Raw genomic sequence first — 12808 nt, 5'->3', positions numbered from 1 at the left:
CTGCTCGATTGCCTCGCCGACCGCATGGCTCACCTCGGCGTCCAGTCCCGCTTGGCCGTAGTATTCCTTGGGCAGGCCGACTTTGAGGCCTTTGATGTCCGCGTTGTCCAGCCCGGCCAGGAAGTCCGGCGTCGCCGCCATCGTCGGCGGCACCGACGTGCTGTCGCGCTCGTCGTGCCCGGCGATCGCGCTCAGGAGCAGGGCGATATCGTGAACGTCCGTGGCGAACGGACCGATCTGGTCCAACGAACTGCCGAACGCCACCAGGCCATAGCGGCTGACGCGGCCGTAGGTGGGCTTGAGGCCGCAGACGCCGCAGAAGCCTGCCGGCTGGCGGATCGACCCGCCGGTGTCCGAGCCAAGGCTCACCGAAGTCAGTCTCGCCGCGACCGCCGCCGCCGATCCGCCCGAACTGCCGCCCGGTACATGGTCCAACTCCCACGGATTGCGGGTCTGGCCGAGCCCGCTGTTCTCGGTGGTTGAGCCCATCGCGAACTCGTCGAGGTTGGTCTTGCCGACGATCACCGCGCCGGCCGCTTCAAGCCGTTCGACCACGCCGGCGTCGTAGGGCGGCTGGTAATGCTCCAGAATGTGACTCGCGCATGTCGTCCGGGCGCCGCGCGTGCAGATATTGTCCTTGACCGCCACCGGCAGCCCGGCCAGCGGCCCGGGATCATCGCCCGCCGCCAGGCGGTCGTCGATCGCCCTGGCCCGTGCCGCCGCCTGTTCGCGATGCACGCTCAGGAATGCGCCCACTTGCCCATCGAGCCGCTCGATCCGATCCAACGTATGCTTGATGACCTCGGTCGCGGAAAGCTCTCGCGACTTGATTCTGCTGACAATCTGCTTTGCCGTCAGTTGCGATAGGTCCATTTCCCTCTCCGTCGGTCCGCGTCTCAGGCCCCCGAATCGCCCAGATCCAATACCTTCGGCACCCGGAAGAAGGGCGGTTCGGCGTCCGGGGCGTTGGCCAGCACATGTTCGGACCCGATGCCCGGCCGGGCCACGTCCTCGCGAAACACGTTGCGAAGCGGGGCGGCGTGGGCCGTCGGCTCGACGTCGGCGGTGTCGAGCTGGTTGAGCTTTTCCACGTAATCCAGAATGCCGTCGAGCTGCCGGGCGAAGAGCCGCGCCTGCTCGTCCGAGAGGTTCAGCCGGGCCAGCTTCGCCACGTGCCGGACCTGTTCCTGCGTCAACTCGGCCATCATGCTACTCCTGCGTCGGTTCTTCGACCGCCTCGTCGACCGGCGCCTCGAGCGGTTCGGTCACCGGCGCCGCTTCACCCCGAGCCTCGCGCCGCAGCGAGACCGCCCGGTCCAGCAGCGCCTCCTCCGAGACCTCCTCGGCCGGCGCCAGCTCGAAGTGCCAGGCATGGGTGTCGTAAATCGTCGCCGGCCAGAAGACCTCGGCGAACAGGTCGAACGGCGGGTACTCGTACCACGGGGCCTTGACCCGCTGATGCGTCTTGAGCGTCTCGGACCCTTCCTTGCGGATGATCACGTCGTAGTCGCCGTACCACTCGAACGGCACCGTCACCGGCGTCCGGCCGATCTCGCGGTCGTTCAGCCACACCAGCGCGCCCTGCGGTTCAGTGGTGATCTTCAGCGACCGCTCCACGCACCCGAAACTCGCCACGACCGCCGCTCCGATCAGAATCACTCGCAGCTTCATGCTCATATTCCTTTGCTCATCGGCAACTCGATAATCTCCGCTGTGCGGGTTTCGGTGTCCAGCACCGCGACCGTCGATCGGCCGGTGACCCAGCCGCAGGTCTCGCCCGGGTTGACCCACAGCTTACCCTCGCGGACCTCCACGAACGCCTGGTGCGTGTGGCCCGCCACCAGCACGTCCACCCGCTCGCGCCACTCCTGGGGAATCTGCGGAAAATCGTGGGCCATGGCCACCAGGCACTTCTGCAGGTTGATCTCGACCGGCCCGTGCGTCAACTGCGGAAGCACCTTGCGCAGCCCGTCCATTTCGCCCTCGTTGTTGCCCAGAATGATGTGCAGCGGGACTTTGATCTCCGCGATCGCCCTGGCCGCGAACGGCGAGACGATGTCCCCCGCGTGCAGCACCACCGCCACCTGCCGCTGGCGGAAGACCTCGATCGCCCTGGCGATCTGGGTCAGGTTGTCGTGCGTATCCGAGAAGATCCCGGCCAGCATGGCCGCTCCTTTCAGTTCAGTCTCGCGGGAGGTTGGCGATGGCCTCGTTGGTCCCCATGATCCAAAAAATGTCGCCCTCCTGCATCACCGTGTCCGGCAGGGGGGTGATGATCTCGTGTTTTCCCGCTGCGGGCGACTTGCCTGTCGCCATCGGCCGGCGAATCGCAATGACCGTCACCTGGTAGTTCTTCCGCAGATCGATCCCGGCCAGAGTCTTGCCCCAGAATGCCTGGGGTGTCGGCAACTGAGCCAGGCTGTGCCCTTCGCCCAACTCGATCGACTCCATCAGTGAAGGCAGCAGCAGCCGGTGCACCCAGCGCAGCGCCGACTCGTGCTCCGGAAAGACGATGTCGTCCGCACCGATCCGGCTGAGGATCTTGCCCCGGATTTCGCTGCCCGCCCGGCTGATCACCTTCGGCACCCCGATCGCCTTGAGCGTACTGGTGGCCAGGGCGTTGGCCTCGAAGTCGGTGCCGATCGCCACCACCGCCGCGTCCACCTCGTCGATCCCCTGGGCCAGAAGGGTCTCCTCCTCCGTCGCGTCCAGGCGGATGGCCAACGTGACCTGGTCGCGGATACCCTCGATGATCGTCCGCGACTTGTCGATGGCGATCACCTCGGCGCCCGCGGCCGAGAGGGCCTGCGAGAGCTTGCGCCCGAAACGCCCCAGACCAATGACCGCTATTCGCTCCGCCATGAAATGTTCCTGCTCAAAACGCCTTTTCGGCCGGCCCGCCAGGATCGCCGCCGACCGGCTGCAACCTCGCCTCCGGGAACGCTCCCATCATACCCACTGCCCCCGGCCCGCACAACCTTTCTATCCGATCACCAGACCTTCACGGGGATACTCGTACCGCACGATTTTCCGTGTTCCGGTCAATGCGAACAGCAGGGTCAGCGGTCCCAGGCGCCCGGCGAACATGCCGACGATGACCGCGAGTTGCCCGATCGTGTTCAGCCGCGGCGTGACTCCCGTCGAAAGCCCTGTCGTCGCGCAGGCGCTGGTGGCCTCGAACAGCAGTTCCAGAGGATTGATCTGCGGGTGCGTGATCAGCAACACGAGGTTTAACGTCCAGACGAGGGTGAAAAACAGCAGCGTCAGGACGAGAGCCCGTCGCAGCAGACTCTCGGCGATCGTTCGCCGAAACATCTCCGGGCTGCGGCGGTGGCGCAGCGTGGCGGCGATTCCCGCGATCAACAGGGCGAACGTCACCGTCTTGATCCCGCCCGCCGTTGAGGCCGGCGAGCCGCCGATAAACATCAGTCCGGCGAGCACCATCAGCGTCGAGGGGCGCATCGGCCCCATCCCGGTATCGACCGTGTTGAACCCCGCCGTGCGGCCCGAGACCGACATGAAAAGTGACTCGAGCGCCCGCTGAGGCCAGGCATGCCGCCGCAGCGCCGCTTCGTCGAGCCGCATCGCCACGTCTTCGTACTGGACCTTCCGGCCCCAGCGCTGGCGCTCCGTGGGCGTCTCCAGCACGAAAATCAGCACGGCCCCGACTACGACCAGGGCCAGGGACATGGTCAACACGATGCGTGTCTGAAGACTCAGACTTACGATCCGGAAATGGTCCAGGTCCTGCCCGGGCTTGCGGAGTGCGAGACGCCTGGCCAGACGGTCGCGCGCGACCTGGGCCAGATTCATCATCACCGGAAACCCCAGCCCGCCCAGGAATATCAGGGGCATCACCGCCAGGTACACCTGCCAGCGGCCGTAGTAAGAGATCAGGCTGTCTTCCTGAAGGGCGAACCCCGCGTTGCAGTACGCGCTGATCGCGTGGAAGGCGCTTTTGAACGTGCGCTCCACGGTTCCCAATTCCGGATCAGTCCACATGCCGAACAGGATGATCGCGCCCACCGCCTCGATCAGCAGGGTCGAGATCACGATGAACGCGACGATTCGCCGGATCTGCCCGAGGGCTTGCTCGCTGTAAAGGTCCTGCAGGACGCTTGCCTCGCGCAGGCTCACCTGACGACCGACCAGCATGGCGAAAATGCTTCCGAAGATGACGATGCCCAATCCCCCGAGTTGGATCAGCGTCGCAATCACCAACTGCCCGAACGGCGTGTACGTGCTCGCCGTGTCCCGGACAACCAGACCGGTCACGCATACCGCACTGGTCGCGGTAAACAGGTGGTCGACGAGATTGTTTGGCCAGTGGGCGAACCGCTGGCGGTCGGCGTAGTTCGCCGCGGGAAGGCTCAGCAGCAGCGTTCCCACCACGATCAGCACGAGAAAGCTGGTGATGATGATCCGAAACGGGTGCAGGATCGAACGTGCGAACCGGGCGTTGATCCGCACGAACACCGCAATCAACTGCAGCAGCAGGTAGACCTGTAGTCCCTTGACCAGCAGGAGCTCCCGGCCGCCGCTGAGTGGGACATCCATCAGCAGCGTGCCAAGCCCCGCCAGGACCGCCAGTCCGAGAGCCAGTTCGACCAGGTGGTCTTTGATGTACTCGACCTTGCCGCTCGTCGCCACGAATTGCGCCCAGGCGATCAGGGCGAATAGCAGCGCGCCCACCAGCTGACCGGCCCGCGCCCATTCCAGGATTGTCGGACTGATCGGAAACGAGACGCCCGTGGCGTAGTGATAGCGGGTAAAGCCGTACTCGGCCACCAGCGACGCCAGAGCCAGCAGAGTCACCGCCACCACCGCGGCGTCCAGCCACAGGTCGGCCCGGCGACGCCGGGCGGCACGGGGAAGCAGCGGTCGCTGCGAATCTCGACGGTTCTGAGCCATCACTCTCGCCGACCTCGCCCCATCCGGGGTCGAATCAGGAACCCCGGTACACCTGGTCCGGATCGAACACCTTCTTGCCCGTCACCGTCCACTGATCGCCGTCGAGCTTGCGGGCGAAGCAACTGCGGAACCCCTCGTGACAGGCTCCGCCTTCCTGTGTGACCGTGATCAGCAGAGTGTCCCGGTCGCAGTCGACGTAAATGCCGCGGACGTGCTGGAGGTGTCCCGAACTCTCGCCCTTCATCCAGTACTTCTGGCGGGACCGCGACCAGAAGTGGGTCTTGCCCGTCTCGATGGTGGCCCGCAGAGACTGCTCATTCATGTAGGCCATCATGAGCACTTCCTGCGTCTCCACGTCCTGGATAATCGCCGGGATCAGACCGTTCGCGTCGTACTTGAGTTCCGATAACGCCTGCAATGAACATCTCCTATACCACAGATCGTGTGTGCCGCGCTAAAGATCAGCAATAATACCGGCGGGAGATGTCGAAGGCAAGCATTTCGCGGACCGGTGGCGGTCCGGTCGTCCCGGCTTCGGGCGTGCTGTCCGACGCGTGCCGCCGCCTGCCTCACGCGGCCTGGTGCAGTTCCATCAGGCCGCCCGGCTCGATGATCAGCCCGATGCTTCCGTCGCCCAGGATCGCCCCGCCGCTGATGCCCTTGATCTCGCGGAAATGGTTGCCCAGGGTCTTGATCACCACCTGCTGCTGGCCCAGCAGATCGTCGAGCACGATCCCGTAGGTCTGGCTGTCGGCCTGCAGGATCACCACCATCCCTTCGGTCGGTTCGGCGACCGCTTCCGGGATGTTGAACGCCTGGCCCAGCGCGATCAGCGGATAGAGCTTGTCGCGCAAATTCAGCATCCGCCCGCGTCCCTGCACGGTGGTGATCTGCTCGCGCGTCGGCACCAGGGCCTGCTGGATCGTCAGCGTCGGGATGATGAACTTCTGGCTGCCCGCCCGAACCACCATGCCGTCGATCACCGCCAACGTCAGCGGCAGGCGGATGATGAACGTGGTGCCCTGGCCCTTGACCGACTGGATTTCCACCTTGCCGCGAAGACCCTCGATGTTGCGCTTGACCACGTCCATCCCGACTCCGCGGCCGGAAATGTCGGTGACCTTCTCAGCCGTCGAGAAACCGGGGGCCATGACCAACTGGTAAATCTGCTGCTCGGAGAGCTGGGCGTCCGGGGCCACCAGGCCCTTCTCAATACCCTTCTTGAGCAGCACGTCCTTGTCCAGGCCGCGGCCGTCGTCGCTGACCTCGATCACGATATTGCCGCCCTGGTGGTAGGCGCTGATCTTGACTATGCCCTTCTGCGGCTTGCCCAGAGTCGCCCGCTTGTCCGGCGCCTCGACGCCGTGGTCCACCGCGTTGCGGACCATGTGGAGCAGCGGGTCCGAGATCTCCTGAATGACGTTCTTGTCCAGTTCTGTCTCTTCGCCTTCAATGATGAAGTCGATGACCTTGCTCGCTTTGCGGGCGATGTCCCGGCTGACCCGGGCCATCTTGTGGAACGTCTGGGCGATCGGGATCATCCGCAGCGACATCGCGATCTCCTGGACGTCCCGTGTGATCTTGGAGACCTGTTCGACCAGGGCGCTGGTCCGGCCGCTGTTCCGTTGCGAATCGTGCTGGGCCACCTGGGCCTGGGCGATCACCAGTTCGCCCACCATGTTGACCAGGTTGTCCAGCTTGACCGTATCCACCCGGATCGACGTCTCCTGGTGGGTCCGCTGCTTCCGCAGGGCCTGGCCGACTTCACGCGCCGTGGCCGCACCGGTTTCGGTCAGGATCTGTCCGATCTGCTTGCCCGCCATCGGGCCTCGCTGCTGTTCCAGGGCAAAGCCGACCAGGGCGGCCGAGGTGCCCTCATCCTCGCTCAGAATCTCGCCCAGGCGCCGTCGGTCGCCGCCGGATGAACCAGCGGCGGCGGGCGATATCGGACGATCCTGCGCCGCCTCGTGGATCCGGTACAGCAGGGCGCCGATCGGAGGCTGGGGCACCGGCTGGCCGTTCGGCGCCGCCACGTACTGCCCCACCATCTCGACCTGCACCTTCAGCACGTCCAGCGTCTCAAAGATCAGATCGATGGTCTGCGGCCGAAGCTGAAGCTTGCCCTTGCGGGCCAGGTCGAGCAGGTTTTCCGCCGCGTGCGTCAGGGCGTTGATGTCCCGCAGATTCAGGAAACCGGCCATTCCCTTGATCGTATGGAACGGCCGGAACAGCTCGTTGACCTTGTCCAGGTCGTCCGGGTTCTGCTCCAGCGACAGCAGCACGCCCTCGACGTTCTCGATGTGCTCCTGGCACTCCGACAGGAAGCTGTTGATGTACTCAAACTCCTGTTCCGAAATCAGCAGCGGTTCCTGCTGGAAGTCCTCGAATGCTTTGGGCGCTTCAGTCGGAGCCGCCGGTCCGGGCGAGGGCGCCTCAGCCGCCGGAGCCGCCGGTTCCGGAGCGGGCGCCTCGGCCGCCGTCGCCTTCATTCCCTCCACCAATTCCGCAAGCAGCGCCACGTCGGCGGCGCCGCTCTCGTCGAATGCCAGCTCGCCCAGACGCTCCACCGCACGGCGTATCCGCTCCAGGGCCGCCACCGGGTCGGCGCACTCGTCGAGGATGATCCGCTCATCCTCGTCGGCGACCTGCCGGCACAGGGTCTGGAACAGCTCCCGCGCGTTCTCGGGCAACTCGGCTCCCAACCGTCCAAGCGATTGGATGTGTTCATGCATCTTGGCCAATTGGGGCAGGTCCGTCGGTTCCGCCCCACGCGCCAGGTCCGTCAGTGTCGCAATGCTCTGCCTCAGATTGTCCACGTTCGATGTCATCGCTTCGGCTCCTTTGGCCATCGGATCTCAAAGGTTCTCCGGCCAGAGATACAGGCGAAACTCCACCGGCTGGTCATCGAATGTCAGTACGCACGCTTCTTCCAGGACCGCCTCCGGGTGGCCGCCCGGCTGGTCCCGATGTGCTTGGGCTTTGCACGCCGGGAGCACCGTCGGCACCGACAGGTGAACCGTCTGCTGCGACCCGAACACCCGGGTTACCAGGTTGCCGCACAGCACGTTAAGCACCTCGCCCAGGGCGTCACCGGCCTTCGCGCCGGCCTCGGCATCGTCCGGACTCACGCCAAGCAGATTGGCCGCCAGGGCGCTGGCCAGGGCATTGCCGCACCGTACCGTGATTCGGCCTTGCCGCGGCCCGCTGAAGTCCAGCCAGCCGATCGTTTCCACGTCGACCGCCGGCGGCGGCTCCGGAATCTCGATCGCCATCATGATAAACTCTTCCACGATCTCAGAAATCGCCGCCGTCAGGTTCTTGAGGTTTGCCGTCATCGGAAAACTCCATGATCTGGTTCACCACTTGCCGCAACTGCTCCGGCCGAAACGGTTTGCGGAGGTATCCCGCAATTCCGAACTCATCGAGCTCGGCCAGCCGCTCCTGGCTGCCCTCCGTCGATATCACCACCACCGGCAGGGTCGAGAGCTTCGGGTTGTCCCGCAGCCGCTTGAGCAGTTGCATTCCGTTCAATCGGGGCATGTTGATGTCCATCAGGACCAGGTCCACCGTATGGTCGGCCAGCATGGCCAACGTGGCGATCCCGTCCGAGGCCTCGTGAACATCCCCCAAATCCGGTACGGACAGGCGCAGCGCTTTGGTGATCAGGGCCCGGATCGTGGCGCTGTCGTCGACAATCAACACGTCTAGTTTCATCACTGCTGCCCTCTTGATCCGACATAGATGACTTCCAGTTTCTGAACCTCGCTGACGACATCCATCCCCACGCGCTCGAGGGTCTTGTGATCGACCTTGTACTCGCGGGCAATCTCGGGATCGATCGAATAGAGCAATCCGTCGTTGCCCACGCCCATGCCCAACGTCATCGCCAGGGAGTCCGCCAGATGGACCACCTGGACCACCGTCCTTGTCTCCGCGTCCGCCTCTCCCTCGGATCGTGGCTCGTGATGGTAGCGGGTCGTCATCACGATCGGCTCCGGAAGCCGCCATCGCCGGCTGATGAGTTCACCCACCTCGGCATGCGTGAAGCCCAGCACCGCCTTTTCCGCCTCGTGAAACCGAAGCGACTCCTGGTTCAGCCGATCCATTACCTCCTGGTAGCGGTCCGACAGGAAATTGCCCAGGATCACTTTGCCGATATCATGCAACAGCCCCGCCGTAAACAGGACCTCGGGCTTCTCATGATCAAAGAGCCGGCCGATCTTCTCCGAGGCCAGGCCCGTCGCCGCCGAGTGCCGCCACAGCATGCCCGCCAGCAGGCCGTAGCCCGGCTGGGCCGACTGCAGAATTGAATTGAAGTGGACGCCCATGATCAACTGCAGCAGGGGGGTCGAACCCAGGTACGCCAGCGCTTCCTTGAGGCTCGAAATCTGCCGGACCAGCCCGTAATAGGCCGAATTGCACAGCCGCAGAATCTGCCCGGTCAGGTTCTGGTCGTACTTGACCACGTCCAGAATGTCGTTGATCGTCGCCTTCGGGTCCATCGCCACTTCCATGATCCGCACCGAGGTGGACGGAAGGGCGGGAAGACGCTCCACGCGATCCGCTATGCTGTCGAGTTCGACCATCATATCTCATACTCCCGGGTCTTGGCCTTCACCCGAAACCGACCCGTCGCCACCTCCAGCCGGACCGTGCGTCCCTCGTTGCCGCCGATGTCCTCCGCGTCGATCATCACGTTGTTGCGCCACAGAAGCTTGCGCAACGCCAGAAGGTTGCGCTTGCCGATGTTGAAGACCCCCTCGGCGTCCATCAACTGCGATCCGCCGGCCACTTTGACCACCATCCGCCGCTTCTCCGCCCCCAGTTTGTAGCAGTTCTTGAACAGCAGCGGAATCCCGGTGTCCGCGAACATGCAGGGCTTGGCCGCCGCCTTTTCCGGGGCGATCGACGACTCCGGCAGCATGAAGTGCAGCAACCCGCCCACCCGGACCACCGGATCCCAGATCGCCAGGCCGATGCAACTGCCCAGCGAATAGGTCACCAGCGTGCAGGACGAATCGTTGCTCACCGCCAGATCGGCTATGTCCACAACCTTTTCCATAGGCACCCGGTCAAGACGAACCGCAAAACACACGTGCCGGCGCTTCGAGTATCGTATGGCCCGGGTCTTTGCTTGAGTTATCGCCCCGTTCCTCCGTCCACACTCCGGTCGGCGATGCTCTCAACCTGTCCCACGTCCGATATTTCCCGTTCTCCGGCTTTCCAGTACTGGCCGCCGGACTCGCATCGCTTGCTTGTAAAGTCCCAACGCGGTTTGCCGATCTATGCTAACGGTCGGACAGAAGTGGGAGACTTAGCCCTACAGCACAGGCAGAAGCCGGGAGATTTCAGCAATGGACGTTAAGTACATCAATCCTTTCATGACCGCCGTCAAGAACGTGTTCAAGACGATGCTCCAGATGGATGTGCAATTCGGAAAGCCTCATGTCAAGACCGAAGAGGGGGCTTCTCACGACGTCTCGGGAATCATCGGCCTTTCCGGCGACGTGGTCGGTGCGGTGATCGTCAGCTTTCCGCGCCTCGCCGCCACCCGCATCGCCAGCGCCTTTGCCGGGATGGACCTCAGCGAGTCCGACGACGACTTCGCCGACGCCATCGGCGAGTTGGCCAACATGATATCCGGCAATGCCAAGAAGGATTTCGACGGCCTGCGGGTCTTCATCTCGACCCCGTCCGTCGTGATCGGCAGCAACCATCTGATTCGAAATACGAAAGTCACACCAAGGTTGGTCATTCCATGTACGTGTCCGGGCGGGTCCTTCGTAGTCGAGGTCGGCATGAAGGCCTCGGGCAACGCCCAGAATCAGGAGCAGGAAGCAGCCGTGGCGGTGGGTTAATGGAGCACGCGTTATGAAAGTCATGCTGGTTGACGATTCAAGGACGATCAGGAACATCGAGAAGAACGTCCTCGGCCAACTGGGGTATACCGAGATCCTGGAGGCGGGAGACGGTATCGAGGCCCTGTCCGTCATGGAGGGCAACATGCCCGAACTGATGCTGGTGGACTGGAACATGCCCAACATGGATGGGCTGACCCTGGTCAAGACCGTGCGAGAAAAGGGTGTCCAGGTGCCCATCATCATGGTCACCACCGAGGCCGAAAAAGCCCGGGTGGTCGAGGCGATCAAGGCGGGTGTCAACAACTACGTGGTCAAACCCTTCACTGCCGATACCCTTGGAGAAAAAATCAAGCAGACGCTGGCCAAACTGGCCGGCGTGTCCTGAGCGCCGCGGCTTTCGGCGGAGCGAACCATCACATCCTGACGAGCACTTGACGCCGCCGTTTGCAGCGAAGCGGGGAGGTTCGATGACGGCTGGCAAAGTGGAGAATTCAGCGATCCGCGTGGACGTGTCGCGAGACCGTTTGGAGGCGACCCTCTTCCTGCGCGCCGATGGGCATTACGACGGCGTGACCGAACTCGGCGTCTTCGACGCACTCCAACAGGCCGGCGTTGCCGTGGCCGAGGACGTCCGCAAGCAGGTTCGCGAACTGATCGTTCAAGTGAGACAGGGCGATATCCCTTCCGAGCCTGTCCTCGTCGCCCGCGGCACGCCCGCGACCGATCCGATCGATGGCAGACTCGAGTGGGACGACGCCCTGGCTCAAACCGATGCGCCGGTTGACGATGAAGTCATCGTCAACTTCTATGAGCGTCACAAGATTGTCGCGGTCGAGAACGGTGCCCGCATCGGCGCTATCGTTCCAGGCCGGCCCGGCAAGCCGGGCGTCGACGTCTACGGCAAGACGCTGCCGCCGCGGCGTCCGCCCATTCAGATCCGCCTCGGCGAGTACGTCACGCTCGACAACGACGGCAGGACCGTCCGGGCCGCCGCCGCCGGACAGGTCGTCCTTTCCCGCGGCAAGCTGTCCGTACGCACCGTCCTCGACGTCAAGAACGTGGACTTCGAGACGGGCAACATCGACTCGGCCAGCGACGTCCTGGTTCACGGGCTGGTCAAGGATCTGTTCATCGTCCGGTCCAAGCAGAACGTCACTGTCCGCGGGATGGTCGAGTCCGCCTACATATTCGCCGAGGGCGACGTGACCATCTTCGGCGGCGTCAAGGGACGGGGCAAGGGCGTCATCGAAGCCGGCGGAGATATCTCCGTCAAGTTCCTCGACTCCGTCTATGTGGTCTGCGGCGGCGAGGTGGAGGTCGCCAAGGAGGTTATCGACAACGTCATCCTGGCCCGCGGGTCTCTCAAGGCCGGCCACGGAACGATCATCGGCGGCTGGCACGCCGCCTTCGGTTCGGTCCACGCCAAGGCCATCGGTTCGCCCGCCGGAGTCAAGACGGTGGTCGGCGCGGGCTTCGACCCGCAGGCCCATGCCAAAGTCTTCGACCTCAACGACCGCATCGACAAGACCCGCGAGGTCGTCGAGAAGATCCGCAAGAACGTCGAGCCGCTCATGCAGAATCTCAAACGCCTCTCGGCTGAGCAGCGGGAAAAGGCCACTGAGCTGATGTACCGGGCCGACGACCTGGACGCCGCCATCCAGAAGCTTCAGGACGAAAAGGAGACGCTGTTGGGCGGACTGCCCGACCTTCAGGCCGCCGAAATCGCCGTCTCCGCCCGGATCTTCCCCAACACGCACCTGATCCTGGGCAATCGCATCATCGCCGTCCGCGAAGAAATCAAGGGCCCCGTCCGCATCATGATCCGAAAGATCGATGGAGTCAGCGAAGTGGTCCTGGTCAACAAGCTCAGCGGCTCGTCACGGATCCTGCCCGCTCAACAGATCGGCAAGGATGCTTTGGTTATCCCGCCCAAACCCGAAATCGCCCAGCCCGCCGGCAAAAAAGAGAACGCGGAACAAGAGCCGGCCTCTCCCGCTCAAGAGCCGCCCGCCACAGGCCCATAGAGGCGAAACCTC

At 63.9% G+C, this 12808-nt stretch carries 15 protein-coding genes; 3 read left to right on the top strand and 12 right to left on the bottom strand.

The window, feature by feature from the left end; genetic code table 11:
* The 12 genes from gatA to GXY33_08405 all read right to left on the bottom strand — a co-directional run.
* Positions 1-873 (bottom strand): Asp-tRNA(Asn)/Glu-tRNA(Gln) amidotransferase subunit GatA (gene gatA, locus GXY33_08460; GenBank protein NLX05161.1); only part of this gene is annotated, 873 nt, incomplete at its 3' end.
* Between the two features lie 23 nt (positions 874-896).
* Entirely contained in the window at positions 897-1205 is a 309-nt protein-coding gene (gene gatC / locus GXY33_08455; GenBank protein NLX05160.1) for an Asp-tRNA(Asn)/Glu-tRNA(Gln) amidotransferase subunit GatC, read from the bottom strand.
* A gap of 4 nt (positions 1206-1209) precedes the next feature.
* Positions 1210-1671, bottom strand: a complete 462-nt coding sequence (locus tag GXY33_08450) for a PEGA domain-containing protein (GenBank protein ID NLX05159.1) — start codon at positions 1669-1671, stop codon at positions 1210-1212.
* Between the two features lie 2 nt (positions 1672-1673).
* Positions 1674-2165: a metallophosphoesterase gene (locus tag GXY33_08445; protein NLX05158.1), complete on the bottom strand. Its 492-nt coding sequence runs from the start codon at positions 2163-2165 to the stop codon at positions 1674-1676.
* A gap of 16 nt (positions 2166-2181) precedes the next feature.
* Positions 2182-2862 carry a TrkA family potassium uptake protein gene (locus GXY33_08440; protein ID NLX05157.1) on the bottom strand — a complete coding sequence of 227 codons (681 nt, stop codon included), beginning with the start codon at positions 2860-2862 and terminating at the stop codon, positions 2182-2184.
* 120 nt (positions 2863-2982) lie between these two features.
* Positions 2983-4911, bottom strand: coding sequence for a hypothetical protein (locus GXY33_08435; protein ID NLX05156.1), 1929 nt, complete (start codon positions 4909-4911; stop codon positions 2983-2985).
* 34 nt (positions 4912-4945) lie between these two features.
* A complete protein-coding gene (hisI, locus tag GXY33_08430; protein NLX05155.1) occupies positions 4946-5329 on the bottom strand; it encodes a phosphoribosyl-AMP cyclohydrolase in 384 nt (127 codons plus the stop codon).
* A gap of 151 nt (positions 5330-5480) precedes the next feature.
* Positions 5481-7739, bottom strand: a complete 2259-nt coding sequence (locus tag GXY33_08425; GenBank protein ID NLX05154.1) for a chemotaxis protein CheA — start codon at positions 7737-7739, stop codon at positions 5481-5483.
* Between the two features lie 27 nt (positions 7740-7766).
* Positions 7767-8246, bottom strand: coding sequence for a chemotaxis protein CheX (locus tag GXY33_08420; GenBank protein NLX05153.1), 480 nt, complete (start codon positions 8244-8246; stop codon positions 7767-7769).
* Complete coding sequence (locus GXY33_08415) at positions 8206-8625, bottom strand: response regulator (GenBank protein NLX05152.1); 420 nt, start codon at positions 8623-8625, stop codon at positions 8206-8208. Before GXY33_08415 ends, GXY33_08420 begins: the two co-directional genes overlap by 41 nt.
* Positions 8625-9500 (bottom strand): HDOD domain-containing protein, encoded by an 876-nt coding sequence (locus GXY33_08410; protein NLX05151.1) that lies wholly within the window; start codon positions 9498-9500, stop codon positions 8625-8627. The genes GXY33_08415 and GXY33_08410 overlap by 1 nt, the downstream gene beginning before the upstream one ends.
* On the bottom strand, positions 9497-9973 hold the full coding sequence (locus GXY33_08405) for a chemotaxis protein CheD (protein ID NLX05150.1): 477 nt from the start codon (positions 9971-9973) through the stop codon (positions 9497-9499). The genes GXY33_08410 and GXY33_08405 overlap by 4 nt, the downstream gene beginning before the upstream one ends.
* 292 nt (positions 9974-10265) lie before the next feature.
* Here GXY33_08405 and GXY33_08400 point away from each other — a divergent pair, with 292 nt between their 5' ends.
* The 3 genes from GXY33_08400 to GXY33_08390 all read left to right on the top strand — a co-directional run bounded on the left by GXY33_08400 (position 10266) and on the right by GXY33_08390 (position 12796).
* Positions 10266-10769 carry a chemotaxis protein CheX gene (locus GXY33_08400; protein ID NLX05149.1) on the top strand — a complete coding sequence of 168 codons (504 nt, stop codon included), beginning with the start codon at positions 10266-10268 and terminating at the stop codon, positions 10767-10769.
* A gap of 13 nt (positions 10770-10782) precedes the next feature.
* Complete coding sequence (locus GXY33_08395; GenBank protein NLX05148.1) at positions 10783-11157, top strand: response regulator; 375 nt, start codon at positions 10783-10785, stop codon at positions 11155-11157.
* An 82-nt stretch (positions 11158-11239) separates the two neighbouring features.
* Complete coding sequence (locus tag GXY33_08390) at positions 11240-12796, top strand: DUF342 domain-containing protein (GenBank protein NLX05147.1); 1557 nt, start codon at positions 11240-11242, stop codon at positions 12794-12796.
* Positions 12797-12808: the final 12 nt, after the last annotated feature.

It is taken from the genome of Phycisphaerae bacterium (assembly GCA_012729815.1).
GTDB lineage: Bacteria > Planctomycetota > Phycisphaerae > JAAYCJ01 > JAAYCJ01 > JAAYCJ01.
This window is presented reverse-complemented; position numbering and strand designations above follow the sequence as displayed.

Coding starts and splice junctions, on each gene's coding strand:
- gatC (NLX05160.1), bottom strand. CDS start 1,205: ATGGCCGAGTTGACGCAGGAACAGGTCCGGCACGTGGCGAAGCTGGCC.
- GXY33_08450 (NLX05159.1), bottom strand. CDS start 1,671: ATGAAGCTGCGAGTGATTCTGATCGGAGCGGCGGTCGTGGCGAGTTTC.
- GXY33_08445 (NLX05158.1), bottom strand. CDS start 2,165: ATGCTGGCCGGGATCTTCTCGGATACGCACGACAACCTGACCCAGATC.
- GXY33_08440 (NLX05157.1), bottom strand. CDS start 2,862: ATGGCGGAGCGAATAGCGGTCATTGGTCTGGGGCGTTTCGGGCGCAAG.
- GXY33_08435 (NLX05156.1), bottom strand. CDS start 4,911: ATGGCTCAGAACCGTCGAGATTCGCAGCGACCGCTGCTTCCCCGTGCC.
- GXY33_08425 (NLX05154.1), bottom strand. CDS start 7,739: ATGACATCGAACGTGGACAATCTGAGGCAGAGCATTGCGACACTGACG.
- GXY33_08420 (NLX05153.1), bottom strand. CDS start 8,246: ATGACGGCAAACCTCAAGAACCTGACGGCGGCGATTTCTGAGATCGTG.
- GXY33_08415 (NLX05152.1), bottom strand. CDS start 8,625: ATGAAACTAGACGTGTTGATTGTCGACGACAGCGCCACGATCCGGGCC.
- GXY33_08410 (NLX05151.1), bottom strand. CDS start 9,500: ATGATGGTCGAACTCGACAGCATAGCGGATCGCGTGGAGCGTCTTCCC.
- GXY33_08405 (NLX05150.1), bottom strand. CDS start 9,973: ATGGAAAAGGTTGTGGACATAGCCGATCTGGCGGTGAGCAACGATTCG.
- GXY33_08400 (NLX05149.1), top strand. CDS start 10,266: ATGGACGTTAAGTACATCAATCCTTTCATGACCGCCGTCAAGAACGTG.
- GXY33_08395 (NLX05148.1), top strand. CDS start 10,783: ATGAAAGTCATGCTGGTTGACGATTCAAGGACGATCAGGAACATCGAG.
- GXY33_08390 (NLX05147.1), top strand. CDS start 11,240: ATGACGGCTGGCAAAGTGGAGAATTCAGCGATCCGCGTGGACGTGTCG.